We start from the raw sequence: 16,653 nt of genomic DNA on the forward strand, positions 1-16,653 counted from the left end.
AGCATAATCGTATTAAGTTATTTTGAATATTTTTGTCAAATTAGGCTAACTTTTGAGTTAAATCAACATATTGGATAACGTTATGACTTCACAGACATTCGTAAAACGCCTTGGTAAAACCAGCATTGTGCCACCACATGGCAGTGATGAATTAAAGCCTTTATTAGTAGAAGGTGACGCGCTAGAACAGGCTTTACAACACGCCAAAGACTTACCCCAAATTAAGCTTAGCTCACGTGAGCGTGGCGATTTAATTATGCTTGGTATTGGCGGATTTACGCCTCTTAATGGCTTTATGAATCAAGCAGATTGGCAAGGTGTTGTTGATGAAATGACGTTAAAGACAGGCGAGCATAATGGTTTGTTTTGGCCCATTCCAATCACGTTATCTACCAGCAAAGAGCAGGCAGACAGCTTAGCGCCAGGTGATGAGGTTGCGTTAGTCGCCGAAGATGGCGAGATTATGGGTGTTATCACGGTTGAAGAGACTTACACCATTGATAAAGATCATGAGTGCCAGCAAGTATTTACCACCACTGACCCTGCGCATCCAGGTGTCAAACAAGTGCAAGAGCAGGGCGAGGTAAATGTCGCAGGTTCTGTAAAAGTATTCAGCCAAGGTGAGTTCCCAACATTATATCCAGAGATTTATAAAACGCCTGCTGAAACTCGTGAGCTGTTCAAGCAAAAGAACTGGCAAACCGTTGCGGCCTTCCAAACGCGTAACCCAATGCACCGTTCGCATGAGTACTTAGCCAAGATTGCTATTGAGATCTGTGATGGGGTGATGATTCACTCACTACTGGGCGCGTTAAAGCCAGGTGATATCCCTGCAGAAGTACGTCAAGAAGCGATTAAGACGTTGATTGATAATTACTTCAAAAAAGATACCGTTATTCAAGCCGGTTATCCACTAGATATGCGTTATGCAGGCCCACGTGAAGCATTATTACATGCGCTATTCCGCCAAAATTATGGCTGCAGCCACTTAATCGTTGGTCGTGACCATGCAGGTGTTGGCGACTATTATGGTCCATTTGATGCACAGGCTATCTTTGACAGCATTGATAAAGATGCGATGCAAACCAAGCCGCTAAAAATTGATTGGACTTTCTGGTGTAATGCCTGTCAAGCAATGGCGTCTACCAAGACTTGTCCACATGATGCTGAGCACCATGTCAAAGTATCAGGCACTAAACTGCGTAAAGCGTTATCTGAAGACCAGCCGGTACCAGAGAACTTCAGTCGTCCTGAAGTATTACAGATCTTACGTGACTATTATGCTGGTATTGCTAAAGAAGACCGTGCTGAGATTAAACTAACCGGTGCTTCTGCTCAGTAGTTGGTAAATAGAGACGGTACTAAATAGCTGTTTATAACAACAGCTTGTAAACATAAAGGTCGGGCATCATTGCTCGGCCTTTTTTGTTGTTTTTTGAGTCATGTATTAGGTTTAGGTTTCTTATTTTTCGTTGATTTAGGTCTTTATTCAACATTTGAGCAGTTTTTTTGTAAAAAATATGGTGACATAAATACAATTGCTTTATAGTGTTACTTTAAATTTAACAAGCCATAATTTAACAATTGTTGTGTGGTTATAGCTATATAATCAATAAGTTACTGTTAATTTATAGAAGCTGTTATTCAAAATGTTGGTCAAACCATGACTAACGCTATTACAATCACTATTAAAACCAATGGCTATTAAAAGTTGTCTAACCCAATAAAACTGAAAGTGAGTCAAAATGAAAAATATTAGTCTGTTAACTCTGATTGGATTGAGTCTAACGGCCTGTGTCAGTGGCGGTTATTCCGTAGCGGATAGTAGCAATGCCAACATGCCAGCCAGTGTGCAGCCAGTGATGGAATTTCCGGTTGAGTCGGTAATGATTCAAGTGTTAGAAGATTATGAGGCAACCTTTGTCACTGAATATATGGGCGCACCCTTAGAGCTGACTCTTCAATCAAAAAAGCAAGGTCCGCAGTGGTTTGAAAATCATCAAGTGTTAAAGTCTGAGCTTATTACCGATATCAAAATGTATGGAACGCACGTTGAAACCACCAACATGCAAAGTTTCTATAGTTTAAACCCGCTAACTTTTTATGGTGATATTCAATTTGATGGCACCTATTCAACGGTTAAGCAGCTTGCCGCGATACCAAAGTATGCCAAAGTTGGTGACTCGCAAGCCTATATTCAGGAAACGACTTATAAAGACAGCAGTAAGTCGGAAAAAATGAGCAGCACCACAGTAGAATGGCGTTTAACACCAGCTTCTGATCTTACTGCTTGGTTATGTATGGTTAGTGAGTCGCAAGCCAAATCTGCAGAGTATGATCATACCGGTAGTGAGTGTTTTGAGATTACAGCAAGCGGTGAAATATTAAACGCTAAAATAGAAGCCTATTCTGGTGAAGAGGCTTATGGCGAACAGGCAACCATAGAATTGGTGACTCAATAAGGGTTAATTGGCGTTTTTTAAATGAAAACTGGCTGATCTGAGCTTATATATATTCTCAGCGTGCTTCCGTTAGTCGTTGTTCGGTTTATTGTTATTTGTTGATTAAATTCGTAGCCCCTTAAACTCCTTAAGGGGTTTTTTTATTCAAGAAGGGACAGCTTTTAACAATCTTCTACCAGTTCACAACAATAAAAAACGCATTATTGTTTATAATTTTTCGGTTAATCAAAATATGCAGAAGTGGAGTGGGGCATGAAGTGTCATGAGCTATGCTGAAAAAACCGTAGACAAAAACTTGGTAAACTAAGGAAGACAAATAGGAGTTTACCATGACAAAGAAAGCTAAAAGATACAGTGAAGAATTTAAAGCAGAAGCAGTTAAAGCAATAGAGAATAATGGTGGCAATGTTAGTGCTACAGCTAGGCGGTTAGGGCTGCCAATGCAGACACTGGCTAACTGGCAACGAAAAGCCAATCAAGGCATGCTCAAGGGTACTAAGCAATACGATCCAGAGCTTGTTTCAGCCCTTGAAGAAATGAAGCGTTTAAAGCGTGAACTAAAAATAGCACAAGAAGAACGAGAGATACTAAAAAAGGCCACGGCGTACTTTGCGAAACACGGTCAGTAAGGTACGCCTTTATTGACCATCACAAATATGAATTTAGCATTACCAGCATGTGTAAAACCCTTGATATTAAACCATCAAGCTACTATGACTGGACCAAGCGTAATATCAGTGCTCAGCAAATACATCGTAACCGCTGTGAGCTGCTTGTAAAAGCTGCGCATAGTGAGACTAAAGAGCGATATGGTTATCAGCGTCTGCATGCACATTTAAGTGAGCATGGACATGAGATTAGCAAGTACATGGTGCGTAGTATCAAGGAAGAACATGACATCAAATGTAGACGTCATAAACGCTTTAAAGTGACAACGGACTCAGACCATAACAAGCGAGTCTATCCTAATTTTCTTAAACAACAGTTTGGCGTTAACCGTCCTAATTGTGCTTGGGTCAGTGATATAACCTATATTTGGACAGATGAGGGCTGGCTTTATTTAGCAGGCGTCAAAGACTTATATACCAAAGAATTGGTTGGCTACGCTATCGATAAACGCATGAAAGCAGATTTAGTCTGTAGAGCCTTAAATAAAGCAATCAAGGATAAACGACCTAGCCAAGGGCTTATTGTACATTCAGATAGAGGCAGCCAGTATTGCAGCGAAGATTATCGCAAAATGATCAGTAAATACGGTTTTAAAGGATCTATGAGTGCGAAAGGTAACTGTTATGACAATGCGCCAATAGAGAGCTTCTGGGGCGTTTTAAAGAATGAGCTGATATATCATCATAATTACAAAACTCGATTTGAAGCAATCAACAGTATCATAAAATATATCGAGTTAGATTACAATCAAGTCAGGATTCAGCAGAGTTTAGGTATGAGATCGCCAAGACAAGTTTGGATGGATTTCTATCGTCAAGCTGCCTGATCAAAATCTCCCAAGTTTAGGTGTACGGATTTGACGGCAGGGGTCAAACAAGATACAGATTAATATCTCAAATCTTCAGTTTTTAAAACTTAATAACTAAACGCGCATCTTTTTAATAAGACATATCTTATTAGACATCCTTTTAATAAGGCATCACTGTTTGGCTAATGTCTGCATTTAATCAAATAATCTATTAATCAGTGCAGGCTGCTGTGATTTAGTTACCTCGACTATTTAGTTACCTCGATTTTTGCTGCTTTAACTAGGCTTGCTTCATGTTTTTTGATTTGCTGTTTATTCTCCACTTTGGACTGTGGCTATTAATCTCATTACGGGTGCTGTCACGCCATGATTTGACCTCGTCAGCTAGGCTGGCTTGGTTGGTTGTATTGTTTATTGTGCCTTATTTTGGTGTCGTCGTTTATTGGATGTTTGGCGAAGTACATCTGGGATTAAACTTTCAATATCGTCATGAGAAAATCAAACAGCGATTGCAAGACAGCTTTCCACAGGTATTAGGGCAGCAATCAACCTTACAACAAGTCGTTGCCCCTGAATATCAAACAGCCCTGTCCTATGCCTCTTCGGTAACCGGCTTTCAAACCACGCTCGGTAATAAAGCGCAGTTAATGGCTGATGCCAAACATACCCAGCAACAGATGATCGCCGACTTCGACGCGGCAACCGATCACATTCATGTCTTATATTATATTTGGTTAGAAGATGGCATGGGCACCGATGTGGCCAATGCGCTGATACGTGCCGCACAGCGTGGGGTGACATGCCGAGCGATGGTGGATGGACTGGGCTCAAGAAAGCTAATTAAATCAGATCTATGGCAAGCGATGCGCCAGGCAGGGGTTGAAGTCAGTGTGGCCTTGCCGATCGATAATATCATTAAAGTGCTGCTACTGAGCCGTTTGGATTTGCGCAATCACCGTAAAATCACCATTATCGATGGCAAAATAGGCTATGTTGGTAGTCGCAATAGCGCAGACCCTGAGTTTCGAGTAAAGCCTAAGTACGCGCCTTGGGTTGATATTATGCTAAGAGTGCAAGGACCTGTGGTTGCCCAAAATCAAATGCTGTTTGCCAGTGACTGGCTGATGCAAAACCCTGATACCAGACTCGATAGCTTTCCTTTTATCACTACGCAGCAACCAGATGGCTGTGCTGCTCAAGTGTTTGCTGATGGTCCCAGTCAAAGGCAAGGGACAACGCCGCAGTTTTTAAGTACACTAATGAGCCAGGCTAAGCACAGTCTTACCATCTCCACACCTTACTTTGTGCCGGACTTCACCTTGCTCAATATGCTGTGCTCGGTTGCATTACGTGGGGTTGATGTAAAGATAATATTCCCTAAGCACAATGACTCATTCATTGTGGCTGCGACCAGTCACAGCTATTACTGGCAAATGCTTCAAGCAGGTATTAAGATTTATGAATATCGATCAGGTCTGCTACATGCAAAGACCTTCACAGTGGATGGTCAAATCAGTTTGATTGGATCGACCAATTTGGACTTGCGCAGCTTTGATTTGAACTATGAAAACAATATGATCTTTTATGATACTACTCTCACCGAAAAGATTCGCAGACGTCAACAGCAATATATTGATGATTCAGATGAAGTGAGTTTGCATCAAGTAGAGGCTTGGCCCTTTTACTATCGTATTTGGACCAATGTGGTTGCGACCATGGGGCCTTTGTTATAATTGAATATAGATTTAATCTGATATCTCTAACTAATAAACTCTACTCAATCATCTAGTCTAATAAACGGTAGCATAACCACAACCACAATCCAATAACAGGCAATGCATGTCATGAATATTAAACACCCCAGTTCGGTACTAAAGCGACTGACTTTAATAGCAGTGATGCTGGTGTCAGCAGTGACAGTCATGCCAGCACTAGCCAATGCCGCTCAAGCAAATAATGAGACTTGTGATCAGATATCGGAGCTTGCGGGATTGGTGATGATGGCCCGCCAAGAAGGGTTGTCTGCTCAGGAGATGCTGCAAGTATCGAGCCGGGTATTGGAAGGGTATAGCGATGATTATCACCACTTAGTGGGCGTCATGGTCGGTGATGCGTTTCGAGTGCCACGTTATGTCGATGATCACAACAAACAAAGTGAAATAGCCGACTTTAGCCACCAGTATTACCAAAGCTGTCAGCAGGTATTTAGTAAACGCTAATGGTGCTTAATATTAGAATTGGTATTTATGCTGATTTCCTGTAATAGTAATAGCCGCGTTATAGCCTAATCAAAAAACACCACATTGTATTCATATCGTCTGTCAATATTCTTTGACAACACAGTTTTACTGTCTTAATTATCAAGAGAAACCCATCTAAACAGTCATACCTATCTAAGCTATCCTACTTATTAAATTAGCTATAAAAAAGCGCAACCATAGAACCTGTTAATATAGATTATGGCAAGTGGTTATTAAGGAAAACGGCTAACTACTGAGGATAGTAATCGCCTTTAATTGAGGTTGAGCCAGTACAAAAGCTGTTCAAAACAGTTGGGTTGTTACTGTCGATGCTTAACACACCTTCTTTAAATCTGAAAAATAATAATCCATTATCAGTAGACTTATTAGTTTCTGAGGCATTAGATTGCGCCGCAGATTTGTTATTTAGCAAGCTGCTAACCGGTATGGTGTAGATAAGACCGTGTAGAGCATCTTGACCCATTAACGTGGCTGTACCACGATATTCACAGGCTGGCTGCTGACCATTTGAGGCGTTTTTAGCGGTAGATAGACTGCTTAAGCTTAAACTGATTTTTTTACTGGGGGTGACCAAGCCCACTTTATTCACATGCACGTGCACTTGATTGGTATCTGATAGGCGTCGGCTGTAATGACCCGATATGTCTTTTTTAGCTTCAGATTTGGCTTGGTTCTTATGATTTCCATGATTCATGGTGCCTTGATGACCATGTATAGTGCCATGAGCGTGTTCTCCATGAAGCCTAGTGCTTAACTGCGTTGAATGATGCGAGTGGTTTCTCACCTCAGTCTGAGATTGCAGCTGACAGCCCGTCATTACGCTGGGCAATAAAGTAGCGATAAACAAGGATTTAACGGTCAGGGTTTTGATAGATGCGGTCATTGAAGTCATAGCTACTCTTTATTAAGACACTTATTGTTAAGACACAATATTTTTTAAAAAACCAGTGATTGAAAGCGCGTTATCTCGTTGTTATCTGACGATTAATAACCGAAATAAGCCAAACCTATCTAGTTGCTATCATAGCTCATTTTGGTTGATTTTTGTACTGCCTTATCGGTACTAAATCAGTACTAAACAACTAGGTTATTCTTTTTATTCACTAAGATAGCCTTAATCATCATTAAACTTACTAAGCAAGCCCTGTTAGGATGTGCGTTATTCTACCAACAGATATTTAGATTCAATGTTATCCAAATTACAGCAGATATTTATTCATTATCTCGCAATTAGTTAATACCTATTATTTTTTAACTTCATTTAATTACGTTCATTTATTTAAAATTAAGGATTCAATCTATGGCACGCTTATTTTCTATTAGCCAACGCCTAAACAGTCAGTCAGCAAATGCTGACACCACTAAAAGCAGCCGTCTTATCAAACTGGCCTCAGCGGCAACCATGACCACTTTAGCCTTATCACTTGCTGCTTGTGGCAACCAAGGTAATGATACTGAAGGCGCTGCTGGTTCAGATGCTGCCGGCTCTCAAGAGATTGAGCTATTAAATGTCTCTTATGATGTGGCTCGCGACTTCTACAAAGACTACAACCCAATGTTCATTGAACATTACAAATCAGAGCACCCAGGTACTAACATCAGTATCAAGCAGTCGCACGGCGGTTCAAGTAAGCAGGCACTATCAGTGGCCAATGGCTTACAAGCTGACGTTGCTACCATGAACCAAGGCTCTGATATTGAGTTATTAGAAGAAAAAGGCAAAGTTGATGCCAATTGGGAAGAAGCGTTTCCTGATTACTCAGTGCCATTTACCAGTACTATCGTATTTTTAGTGCGTAAAGACAACCCTAAAAATATTCAAGGTTGGGAAGACTTAACTCAACCAGGTCTTGAAATTGTTATGGCCAATCCAAAAGTGACCGGTAATGGTCGTTATGCCTTCTTAGGTGCTTATGGTTATGGTTTACATGCTTTCAATAAAGATGAAGATAAGACCAAAAGCTTCGTTCGCGACTTGCTAAAGAATGTTAAAGTTTACGAAAATGGCGGCCGTGCAGCGACTACTACATTCGTACAACGTAATATCGGTGATGTGTTAATCACCTTTGAAAATGAATCAAACCTGGCAGCCACTAAGTTTGGTAAAGGTCAAGTGGACATCGTATTCCCAGACTATTCTATTAAGTCTGAAAGCCCAGTTGCTGTTGTGAAGTCAGTGACTGACAAAAAAGGCACTACCGAAGCAGCTACTGAGTATCTTAAGTATCTATGGAGCGAGCCTGCGCAGCAGTTAGCAGCTGACCTTTACTTACGTCCAAGCGTACAGTCAGTGCTTGATGCCAATAGTGACAAACTACCGCCAATCGATACATTCCGTCCAAATGATGTGTTTGGTACTTGGGATGAGATCATGGGTACTTTCTTTAGTGAAGGCGGTGTGTTTGATGAGCTGGCTATTAACGAAGCCAACTAATTTCGTCTCCATAAATCACTATCAGTCATGGTTTAAGCATTATCTACGATAAACAAAAGCAGTTAAGTGTATTCACTTAGCTGCTTTTTTATTAACCTAATTTTCTCTCTGTTTTTTCTATTAACTAGCCTTTTGTATAACCAATCATTGTAATCAACAGCAATATATTCCTATTCATCATTATCATAGCGCCAATCATCACTAAATATAGCAGTCAATCGCTGTTAGCATAACCTAGCTAATATTTGCTAGTGAGTAGACGGCTAGATATTCCTTTTATTCACTAAGATAGCCTTAATCATCATTAAACTTAATAAGCAAGCCCTGTTAGCATGAGCAGCATTACCACACCTTAATCACCAGATTAATCTTATAAGAAGCAGTGAGAGTACCATGAAGCAGTCAGCGCCAGTTACCGCACATCCAGAACGCAAACGCTCTTGGTTAACAAGATTGCGTCAGCGTAATGTTTTGCCAGGATTTGGCCTATCGCTCGGTATCACAGTACTTAGCTTATCGTTACTGGTGATTTTACCGTTTGCAATGATGGCATACACCACTACCCAAATGGGTTGGAGTGGCTTTATACAAGCCATCACTCAGCAACAAGTACAAGCCGCTATTATTTTGTCATTAAAGATGTCGTTTTATGCGATGTTGACCAATATGGTGTTTGGCACCTTAGTGGCTTGGGTATTGGTTCGCTACGACTTCAGCGGCAAATCTATTATCAATGCCTTAGTGGATTTACCTTTTGCATTACCAACCGCGGTAACCGGTATCTCGCTGGCAACCTTATATGCGCCTAATGGATTAATCGGTCAGTTCTTTGACAAAATTGGTATTCAAGTAGCGTTCACGCCGATTGGTATTTGGTTGGCGTTAGTCGTGGTGAGCTTCCCGTTCATTGTACGTGCAGTGCAGCCAGTATTAGAAGAGCTGTCTGTTGAGTATGAAGAAGCGGCAGCTGTACTCGGTGCCAATCGATTGACTACCTTCCGTACGGTTATCTTACCTGAGCTTTTTCCTGCATTGTTAATGGGTGCTGGCATGATGTTCGCTCGTGCTACTGGTGAATACGGATCGGTTATCTTTATCGCGGGTAACATTCCGATGCAGTCTGAGATTTTACCGCTGATTATCATCAGTAAGCTTGAGCAGTATGACATTCAAGGTGCTTCGGCTGTGGCGTTATTCATGCTGATGATCTCGTTTGCCATTTTACTGGCCATTAACTTATTGCAGTGGCGTTTATCTCGCCGAGTTGGGGCTAAGTAGTTAGTCATTTTAATTACGGTTTTAAATTACGGTAATAAGTAGTACCTAAGCGGCATATAAGCAGCAGCATCAGAATTTAAAATTTAAAAATTAAGCAAACTAGGACAGTGATATGCAAGTATCTAACAGTTATGACTATCAATCCAATGCCGCTACCCGCGATGCGCCGTGGGTACGTGCCTTATTCATTGGTATTGCCTCACTGTTTATGTTTCTTATGCTGGTCATTCCGCTGTTTGCGGTATTCTACGAGGCATTTAAGGGCGGCTGGGAGCTGTATCTAGCGGCTTTAATTGAACCTGAAGCATTAGCTGCTATTAAGTTAACGTTGATTACTGCGGCTATCGTATTACCGATTAACATTGTAATGGGTGTGGCCATTGCTTGGTTGGTGACGCGTTATCAGTTTAAAGGTAAGCAATTAGTCACTACTTTATTGGACTTGCCGTTCTCAGTATCACCAGTAGTAGCTGGTTTGATGTTCGTGATGCTGTTTGGTCTCAACTCAACCATGGGCGGATGGCTTGAGTCGATGGGTTTCCAGGTGATTTACGCCGTACCTGGTATTGTATTGGCTACCTTGTTTGTGACCTTTCCGTTTATTGCCCGTGAACTGATTCCTTTGATGCAGTCACAAGGTGACAGTGAAGAGCAAGCAGCTTTAACTTTGGGTGCGTCAGGTTGGCAGGTGTTTTGGCATATTACGCTACCAAACATTAAGTGGGCGCTGTTATATGGCATCATCTTAACCAATGCGCGCGCCATGGGTGAGTTTGGCGCAGTAAGTGTGGTATCGGGTCATATCCGTGGCGAGACCAATACCATGCCGCTATTGGTTGAGATTGCTTACAATGAATATAACTTTACTGCGGCTTTTGCTTTATCAAGTTTGCTGGCAGCACTGGCACTGTTAACCTTATTGGTGCAGCAAGTGATGACCAAGCTACAAACACGCAAATATGCTAAGTCTGATCATAGAGAAGCGATTACGGCACCGGCTTTGGTAGTGACTCATACAGACAGCGCTGATCATAACGACGAGCATAGCGACAGCAGTGAAGATGTGAGTAACAGTAAAGCTACTGATAGTGCCAAACAAGCAGAATTGAAAAAAGCAGATATTAAGCCTTAGCGTAATAAAGAGTCCAATAGAGCTAACCTTGCGCCTTATGATTTTGGCAAGTGCAACGACATTAAATAAAATAAGAGTGATAACATGAGCATAGATATTCAAAACGTCCACAAAAGCTTTGGTAACTTTGTTGCGCTAAAAGACATTTCGTTGAGCGTGCCTACTGGTAAATTAACCACGTTACTCGGCCCATCAGGTTGTGGTAAAACCACATTACTGCGTATTATCGCCGGTCTTGAATATGCTGATAGTGGACGCATCTTATTTGATGGTCTAGATGTGACGGATACACCCGTTCAAAAGCGTCATATTGGCTTTATGTTCCAGCATTATGCGCTGTTCCGTCACAAGACCATCAGTGAGAATATTGCATTTGGTCTAAAGCTATTGCCAAAAGACAAACGCCCGTCAAATGAGGCGATTAAAAAGCGCGTGACACACTTACTGGAGTTGGTACAGTTGCCGACATTGGCCAATGCTTATCCGCATCAGTTATCTGGCGGTCAGCGTCAACGTATTGCATTAGCGCGTGCATTAGCGGTAGAACCTAAGCTGTTATTATTAGATGAGCCATTTGGTGCGTTAGATGCTAAGGTACGTAAAGAGCTGCGTACTTGGCTGAAGAACATTCATCATGAGCTAGGTGTGACCAGTATTATGGTTACCCATGACCAAGAAGAAGCTCGTGATGTATCTGATGAGATTGTGGTTATGAATCACGGTTCGGTTGAACAAATTGGTACCCCTGAAGCGTTAATCGCCAGTCCTGCCAATAAGTTTGTGGCTGACTTTTTGGACTTGGTTTAATAGCTAGATAGCTGTCTGTACAGTGATTTCATAATAAGCTTTTTTATATTAAACGATGAATAAATGACAATAAAAAAGAGCGGCAAATTTAATATTTGCCGCTCTTTTTACATCTACTGCTTTCTATAACTGTTTCTAGCTTAATTATTAACTCTTATCAGGCTATCTAAGTAGAATGACGGGCGCAGTGGTATTGGCTAATAGCTTAGTGGTCGTGCTACCCACAAAGAATTGACGCCATTTTGAATGACCATAAGCACCGATAACAAAGAAGCTGATGTCATGTTGGCGACGAAAGGCAGTTAACGCTGCGACCACGTCTTTATGACCGGCAGCCTTGCTTTCAATAATATGGGCGCTGACATTGAGACCGGCATCTTGCATTTGCTGCTGTGCTTTATACAACGCATTTTCATACTGACTGTCTTGATGATCAACCATGACGATATGACCTTGCAATGATTTTGCCATTTCGTTTTCACAGATAAGCTGTACTGCCTTTTTAGCCGTCGGGCTACCATCGAAGGCCAGCATGTATGAATCAGGAGTTTCAAACGCATCTGAGCACACCATGATTGGCCGATCGACAGCGCGTACTACGCTTTCAATCTGGCTACCAATATTGACTCGATCGTTCTGATGATCTTGACCGCGTCTACCTAGGATAATAACGCGGGTATCGTGAACAAAATGTTCAATAGCAGGCAATAGCTTACCACGGCGCAATAAGGTATGAACCTCAGGCACCTGTTGTGCGTTTTCATTGCTGCTGATTACAGCTAGGTTTTTCTCAATATGCTGCTTGGCGTCTTTAACCAAGGCTTCACCGTGTTGATTGGCAATACGTGAGGTTTGCTCGTCTAATTGAGCTAGCTCATTTAATAAGTGTTTACGGCTGTCCATACCAATGGCGCCACTTAAGTCATGGCGGTTTGACTTGGGAACATCAATGACATGCAATAGGGAGATGGGTAGATTTAACTGACTGCCATACCAAGTGGCATAATCGCATACTGACTCGGTGACATTTGACCCGTCAATACAAGCAAGAATGTGAGGGTTGCCCGATGCTGTTTTTCTAATGGCCATAATAGATTCCTATTGGTTGTATCAATATATTTTGTCATCTAAAGTATGGTAGCATACCCACTGTTTTAAACCTATCTTGGCTTGAGCTAAAGGCTGTTTTTGATGGGATTATGATTGACTTTATTGACTCACTTATTAACGTTAACAATCCATTGGTAATGCTATGCTAATTGCTGCTTTGATTTTTATTATCACCCTTGTTTTAGTCATTTGGCAGCCACGTAATCTGGGTATAGGTGTCAGCGCCACATTTGGTGCCATGTTAGCGTTATTGGCTGGCGTGATTCAGCTGAGTGATATTCCTGTTGTATGGGATATTGTATGGAACGCAACCTTTGCCTTTATTGCCATTATCATTATCAGCTTATTGTTAGATCAGGCCGGGTTCTTTGAATGGATTGCACTGCATGTGGCTCGCTTAGGCGGTGGCAACGCTAAGCTGCTATTTGTTCTAATTGTGTTGTTGGGAGCCGTTGTTGCCGCCTTGTTTGCAAATGATGGTGCTGCACTGATTCTAACGCCGATTGTCATTGCGATGCTATTAAAGATGCGGGTGTCTGCAGCGACCACTTTGGCCTTTATTATGGCGGCAGGTTTTATTGCAGATACAGCCAGTTTGCCGTTGGTGGTGTCCAACTTAGTTAACATTGTATCGGCTGATTTTTTTAACATCTCCTTTGATCGTTATGCCCAAGTTATGTTACCGGTGAACCTAGTGTCTGTTATTAGCTCACTGGTGGTACTGTATGTGTTTTATCGCCGTGATATTCCCAATAATTATGATGTGAAAAGCTTACCTACTCCCCATACCGCCATTAAAGATACGATGACCTTTTATATGGGCTGGCTAGTATTGGCTGCATTACTGGCCGGATTCTTTATATTAGAGCCGATGGGTATTCCTATTAGTGCTATTGCAGGGGTTGGTGCGGCAGTGTTGTTATTGACCGCATTGATCAATAAAAAGCTGTCTGTTAATCAAGTGATTAAGGATGCGCCTTGGCAAGTGGTGGTGTTTTCTTTGGGCATGTACTTAGTGGTTTATGGGCTTAAAAATGAGGGTTTAACCTTGTATTTGACCCAAGGCTTAACCTATTTAGCAGAGCAAGGTATTTGGGCTGCGACGATAGGTACAGGCTTTATGTCCGCTGGCTTGTCCTCTGTTATGAATAATATGCCGACTGTGTTGATACAATCATTGGCCATTGCTGACATCGACCAAGCAGGGCTTACTCAGACAGGCAGTCAGCAGGCAGAGTTGATTCAACAAGCCATGGTATATGCCAATGTGATCGGCTCTGATCTTGGTCCAAAAATTACGCCTATTGGCTCATTGGCCACTTTGTTATGGCTACATGTGTTGGCGACAAAAGACGTAGTTATCAGTTGGGGCTATTATTTCAAAGTGGGTGTGATATTGACTGTGCCGGTATTATTAGCCACGCTAACCGCTTTGGCGCTGTGGCTACCTATTGTAAGTTAATAGGTAAGTCGCTTAACAGATTAGTAACCATATAAATTAGTAACTTTATTTATTGCTGTATTTACCTAACAAGCCATCTGTTATTCGTAAAAAAGGATCTTCAACAATGACTCGAATCAAACAATATACTCGCAATCTATTAATCAGCTTGCCTGTTGCAATGACTGCTGTATTTTCTGCCACTGTCGCTAGTGCAGAATATGAAGCCGAGAAATTAGAAACTATCAAAGAGATGTATGAGATAGCAAAAACATCAGAGGTCGGCGGGGCAGAGGTATATGCTAACTATGCCAGCGATAGCTTAATGCAAGCGTTTGAGATGTTTAATGACTCTTTTAACGAAACCGGTCAATTGTGTAATGAAGGTATGGACACCATGTGGCTGTCACAGGATGCAGACTATAGTGTGCCCCTTGAGTTTGACTTAGAGGGCGAGCATATGGTCAAAGTAACCGTCGGCGACTTGGGTGTGGTCAATTACAAAATGGTCTGTAGCGAGCTTGGCTGTGCGATTGATGATGTCTTTACCCAGCAACAAGAAGGCGAGTCACTGACCTCGTTAAAGCGCTATTTGCTTAGAGCGTGTCGCTAGTTGCCTGCATTAAAACGTATTGGTGTATATCATAATACAGTCAGATATTCACGTATAGCCATATAACAGCATTCAATAATATCAGAGTAATTAACAAAATAGCCTAAGCAATTAAAACTAACTACAATTCAAATAATAAGAATCCTCATGACCCCTTTAAAAATACTTTATATTTGCACCCATAATCGCTGTCGCAGTGCTTTATCCGAGGCGATAACCAATCAGAACGGCATTCGTAATAACCAACAGCGTTTGATTGCAAAAAGTGCAGGCAGTGCGCCGGCAGGGCAGGTACACCCTTTAACCCTGAAGTATCTACAGCAGGCAGGATACAGCGTAGAAGGGCTCACCAGCAATTCATGGGAAGATAAGGAGTACCTAGCCGGTTTTGAACCTGATCTTTTAATTACGGTCTGTGATAATGCGGCTGGAGAGAGTTGTCCTGTGTGGTTAGGACAGTTACCTAACTTAACCAAGCTGCACTGGGGACTAAAAGACCCTTCCAAAGATACACAAGATGAGGTTCAAACACAGCAAAACTTTGAACACTGTATAGCTATTATTGAGCAGCGGGTTGAGCAGTTATTGCAAATAGCAGAAATGGATGAGCCAAATCGCCGGCAGGCATTGAAAGATTTAGTAAGTAATAATTAATAAAATAGCCTAAGCAAATAAGTTTATCCACTTTAGTCTTTTATCAACTTTTCAAATTATTAGTAAATACGAAGATATCTTATGACAACCAACAATATTGATCTATCCGACCTACCAAACATCGAACAACTACAGTTTAAAGTACCGTCTATCGAGGACTTTAAAGCGCCACATTCGACGCATGCCCCCAAGTTTGTGTTGTTATACGGGTCATTGCGTGAAGTGTCTTATAGCCGATTATTGGTAGAGGAGTGTGCGCGCATCTTGACTGCTATGGGTGCTGAAGTAAAAATCTTTAATCCAACAGGGCTGCCTTTGCCAGATAGTGAAGATGTGAGCCATCCAAAAGTTGCTGAGTTGCGCGATCTGGTGCAGTGGTGTGAGGGGATGGTCTGGTGCTCACCTGAGCGCCATGGCGCAATGACCGGTATTATGAAGTCGCAGATAGACTGGATACCTTTATCGGTTGGGGCAGTGCGTCCTACGCAGGGTAAGACGCTGGCAGTGATGCAAGTGAATGGCGGTTCACAATCGTTCAATACAGTTAATCAATTACGTATTTTAGGGCGTTGGATGCGTATGCTAACCATTCCTAATCAGTCTTCAGTGCCTAAAGCCTTCTTAGAATTCGAAGATTGGGTAGATGACCAAGGCAATACTGTAAAACGTATGAAGCCATCTGGGTTTTATCTACGTGTCGTTGATGTGCTCGAAGAGCTGGTTCGCTTTACCTTGCTAACCCGTGATAATGCAGAGTATTTGGTCGATAGATATTCAGAGCGGGTTGAGAGTGCTGAGGAGTTGATGAAACGGGTCAATCAAAGAGCGATGTAGAGTAGACCGCATCCGATTATAATTAATATCAATATATAGGTATAATAAATAGCCTAAGCAGTTAAAAGCAATACTCTGCTATCTAATCAGAATAATGATTAATTATAAATATATTGAATATCTAAAAGAAATCTTAGGCAAAATTTATGC

General features: G+C 41.7%; 15 protein-coding genes. 13 read left to right on the forward strand and 2 right to left on the reverse strand.

Annotated features, from left to right (window positions below; translation table 11 throughout):
* Window positions 1-82: 82 nt before the first annotated feature.
* The 5 genes from sat to A6J60_RS00905 all read left to right on the forward strand — a co-directional run bounded on the left by sat (window position 83) and on the right by A6J60_RS00905 (window position 6,158).
* A complete protein-coding gene (sat, locus tag A6J60_RS00885; RefSeq protein WP_096064323.1) occupies window positions 83-1,342 on the forward strand; it encodes a sulfate adenylyltransferase in 1,260 nt (419 codons plus the stop codon).
* A 403-nt stretch (window positions 1,343-1,745) separates the two neighbouring features.
* Complete coding sequence (locus A6J60_RS00890; protein ID WP_096064324.1) at window positions 1,746-2,462, forward strand: hypothetical protein; 717 nt, start codon at window positions 1,746-1,748, stop codon at window positions 2,460-2,462.
* A gap of 329 nt (window positions 2,463-2,791) precedes the next feature.
* A protein-coding gene (locus A6J60_RS00895; protein ID WP_096064200.1) for an IS3 family transposase occupies window positions 2,792-3,957 on the forward strand; the annotation gives its coding sequence in 2 pieces (ribosomal slippage) (window positions 2,792-3,050 and window positions 3,050-3,957; 1,167 coding nt in all).
* 275 nt (window positions 3,958-4,232) lie between these two features.
* Window positions 4,233-5,672: a cardiolipin synthase gene (gene cls / locus A6J60_RS00900; RefSeq protein ID WP_096064325.1), complete on the forward strand. Its 1,440-nt coding sequence runs from the start codon at window positions 4,233-4,235 to the stop codon at window positions 5,670-5,672.
* A gap of 111 nt (window positions 5,673-5,783) precedes the next feature.
* Window positions 5,784-6,158, forward strand: a complete 375-nt coding sequence (locus A6J60_RS00905; protein WP_096064326.1) for a hypothetical protein — start codon at window positions 5,784-5,786, stop codon at window positions 6,156-6,158.
* Window positions 6,159-6,429: 271 nt separating this feature from the next.
* Here A6J60_RS00905 and A6J60_RS00910 read toward each other — a convergent pair whose 3' ends face one another.
* The gene (locus A6J60_RS00910) at window positions 6,430-7,092 is read right to left on the reverse strand and encodes a hypothetical protein (RefSeq protein WP_096064327.1); all 663 of its coding nucleotides are present in this window, start codon (window positions 7,090-7,092) and stop codon (window positions 6,430-6,432) included.
* A 510-nt stretch (window positions 7,093-7,602) separates the two neighbouring features.
* On the opposite strand from A6J60_RS00910, the gene A6J60_RS00915 reads away from it, so the two are divergent.
* The 4 genes from A6J60_RS00915 (at window position 7,603) to A6J60_RS00930 (ending at window position 11,851) form a co-directional block, all read left to right on the forward strand.
* Window positions 7,603-8,634 (forward strand): sulfate ABC transporter substrate-binding protein, encoded by a 1,032-nt coding sequence (locus tag A6J60_RS00915; RefSeq protein WP_096066401.1) that lies wholly within the window; start codon window positions 7,603-7,605, stop codon window positions 8,632-8,634.
* A 393-nt stretch (window positions 8,635-9,027) separates the two neighbouring features.
* On the forward strand, window positions 9,028-9,912 hold the full coding sequence (gene cysT, locus A6J60_RS00920) for a sulfate ABC transporter permease subunit CysT (RefSeq protein ID WP_227526014.1): 885 nt from the start codon (window positions 9,028-9,030) through the stop codon (window positions 9,910-9,912).
* A gap of 112 nt (window positions 9,913-10,024) precedes the next feature.
* A complete protein-coding gene (gene cysW / locus A6J60_RS00925; protein WP_227526015.1) occupies window positions 10,025-11,044 on the forward strand; it encodes a sulfate ABC transporter permease subunit CysW in 1,020 nt (339 codons plus the stop codon).
* A gap of 84 nt (window positions 11,045-11,128) precedes the next feature.
* Complete coding sequence (locus A6J60_RS00930; protein WP_096064328.1) at window positions 11,129-11,851, forward strand: sulfate/molybdate ABC transporter ATP-binding protein; 723 nt, start codon at window positions 11,129-11,131, stop codon at window positions 11,849-11,851.
* 162 nt (window positions 11,852-12,013) lie between these two features.
* Here the strand turns inward: A6J60_RS00930 and A6J60_RS00935 are convergent, their stop codons facing one another.
* Window positions 12,014-12,940: a universal stress protein gene (locus tag A6J60_RS00935; protein ID WP_096064329.1), complete on the reverse strand. Its 927-nt coding sequence runs from the start codon at window positions 12,938-12,940 to the stop codon at window positions 12,014-12,016.
* A gap of 163 nt (window positions 12,941-13,103) precedes the next feature.
* Here A6J60_RS00935 and A6J60_RS00940 point away from each other — a divergent pair, with 163 nt between their 5' ends.
* The 4 genes from A6J60_RS00940 (at window position 13,104) to arsH (ending at window position 16,503) form a co-directional block, all read left to right on the forward strand.
* Window positions 13,104-14,423: an arsenic transporter gene (locus A6J60_RS00940; protein WP_096064330.1), complete on the forward strand. Its 1,320-nt coding sequence runs from the start codon at window positions 13,104-13,106 to the stop codon at window positions 14,421-14,423.
* Between the two features lie 106 nt (window positions 14,424-14,529).
* Entirely contained in the window at window positions 14,530-15,015 is a 486-nt protein-coding gene (locus tag A6J60_RS00945) for a hypothetical protein (protein ID WP_096064331.1), read from the forward strand.
* Between the two features lie 147 nt (window positions 15,016-15,162).
* The gene (locus tag A6J60_RS00950; RefSeq protein WP_096064332.1) at window positions 15,163-15,669 is read left to right on the forward strand and encodes an arsenate reductase ArsC; all 507 of its coding nucleotides are present in this window, start codon (window positions 15,163-15,165) and stop codon (window positions 15,667-15,669) included.
* Window positions 15,670-15,750: 81 nt separating this feature from the next.
* On the forward strand, window positions 15,751-16,503 hold the full coding sequence (arsH, locus tag A6J60_RS00955) for an arsenical resistance protein ArsH (protein WP_193777995.1): 753 nt from the start codon (window positions 15,751-15,753) through the stop codon (window positions 16,501-16,503).
* Window positions 16,504-16,653 lie beyond the last annotated feature (150 nt).

The organism is Psychrobacter sp. FDAARGOS_221 (assembly GCF_002313155.2).
GTDB lineage: Bacteria > Pseudomonadota > Gammaproteobacteria > Pseudomonadales > Moraxellaceae > Psychrobacter.

Excerpts from the sequence above, each read along its gene's own strand:
- sat (WP_096064323.1), top strand. The coding sequence starts at position 83 with ATGACTTCACAGACATTCGTAAAACGCCTTGGTAAAACCAGCATTGTG.
- A6J60_RS00890 (WP_096064324.1), top strand. The coding sequence starts at position 1,746 with ATGAAAAATATTAGTCTGTTAACTCTGATTGGATTGAGTCTAACGGCC.
- cls (WP_096064325.1), top strand. The coding sequence starts at position 4,233 with ATGTTTTTTGATTTGCTGTTTATTCTCCACTTTGGACTGTGGCTATTA.
- A6J60_RS00905 (WP_096064326.1), top strand. The coding sequence starts at position 5,784 with ATGAATATTAAACACCCCAGTTCGGTACTAAAGCGACTGACTTTAATA.
- A6J60_RS00910 (WP_096064327.1), bottom strand. The coding sequence starts at position 7,092 with ATGACTTCAATGACCGCATCTATCAAAACCCTGACCGTTAAATCCTTG.
- A6J60_RS00915 (WP_096066401.1), top strand. The coding sequence starts at position 7,603 with ATGACCACTTTAGCCTTATCACTTGCTGCTTGTGGCAACCAAGGTAAT.
- cysT (WP_227526014.1), top strand. The coding sequence starts at position 9,028 with ATGAAGCAGTCAGCGCCAGTTACCGCACATCCAGAACGCAAACGCTCT.
- cysW (WP_227526015.1), top strand. The coding sequence starts at position 10,025 with ATGCAAGTATCTAACAGTTATGACTATCAATCCAATGCCGCTACCCGC.
- A6J60_RS00930 (WP_096064328.1), top strand. The coding sequence starts at position 11,129 with ATGAGCATAGATATTCAAAACGTCCACAAAAGCTTTGGTAACTTTGTT.
- A6J60_RS00935 (WP_096064329.1), bottom strand. The coding sequence starts at position 12,940 with ATGGCCATTAGAAAAACAGCATCGGGCAACCCTCACATTCTTGCTTGT.
- A6J60_RS00940 (WP_096064330.1), top strand. The coding sequence starts at position 13,104 with ATGCTAATTGCTGCTTTGATTTTTATTATCACCCTTGTTTTAGTCATT.
- A6J60_RS00945 (WP_096064331.1), top strand. The coding sequence starts at position 14,530 with ATGACTCGAATCAAACAATATACTCGCAATCTATTAATCAGCTTGCCT.
- A6J60_RS00950 (WP_096064332.1), top strand. The coding sequence starts at position 15,163 with ATGACCCCTTTAAAAATACTTTATATTTGCACCCATAATCGCTGTCGC.
- arsH (WP_193777995.1), top strand. The coding sequence starts at position 15,751 with ATGACAACCAACAATATTGATCTATCCGACCTACCAAACATCGAACAA.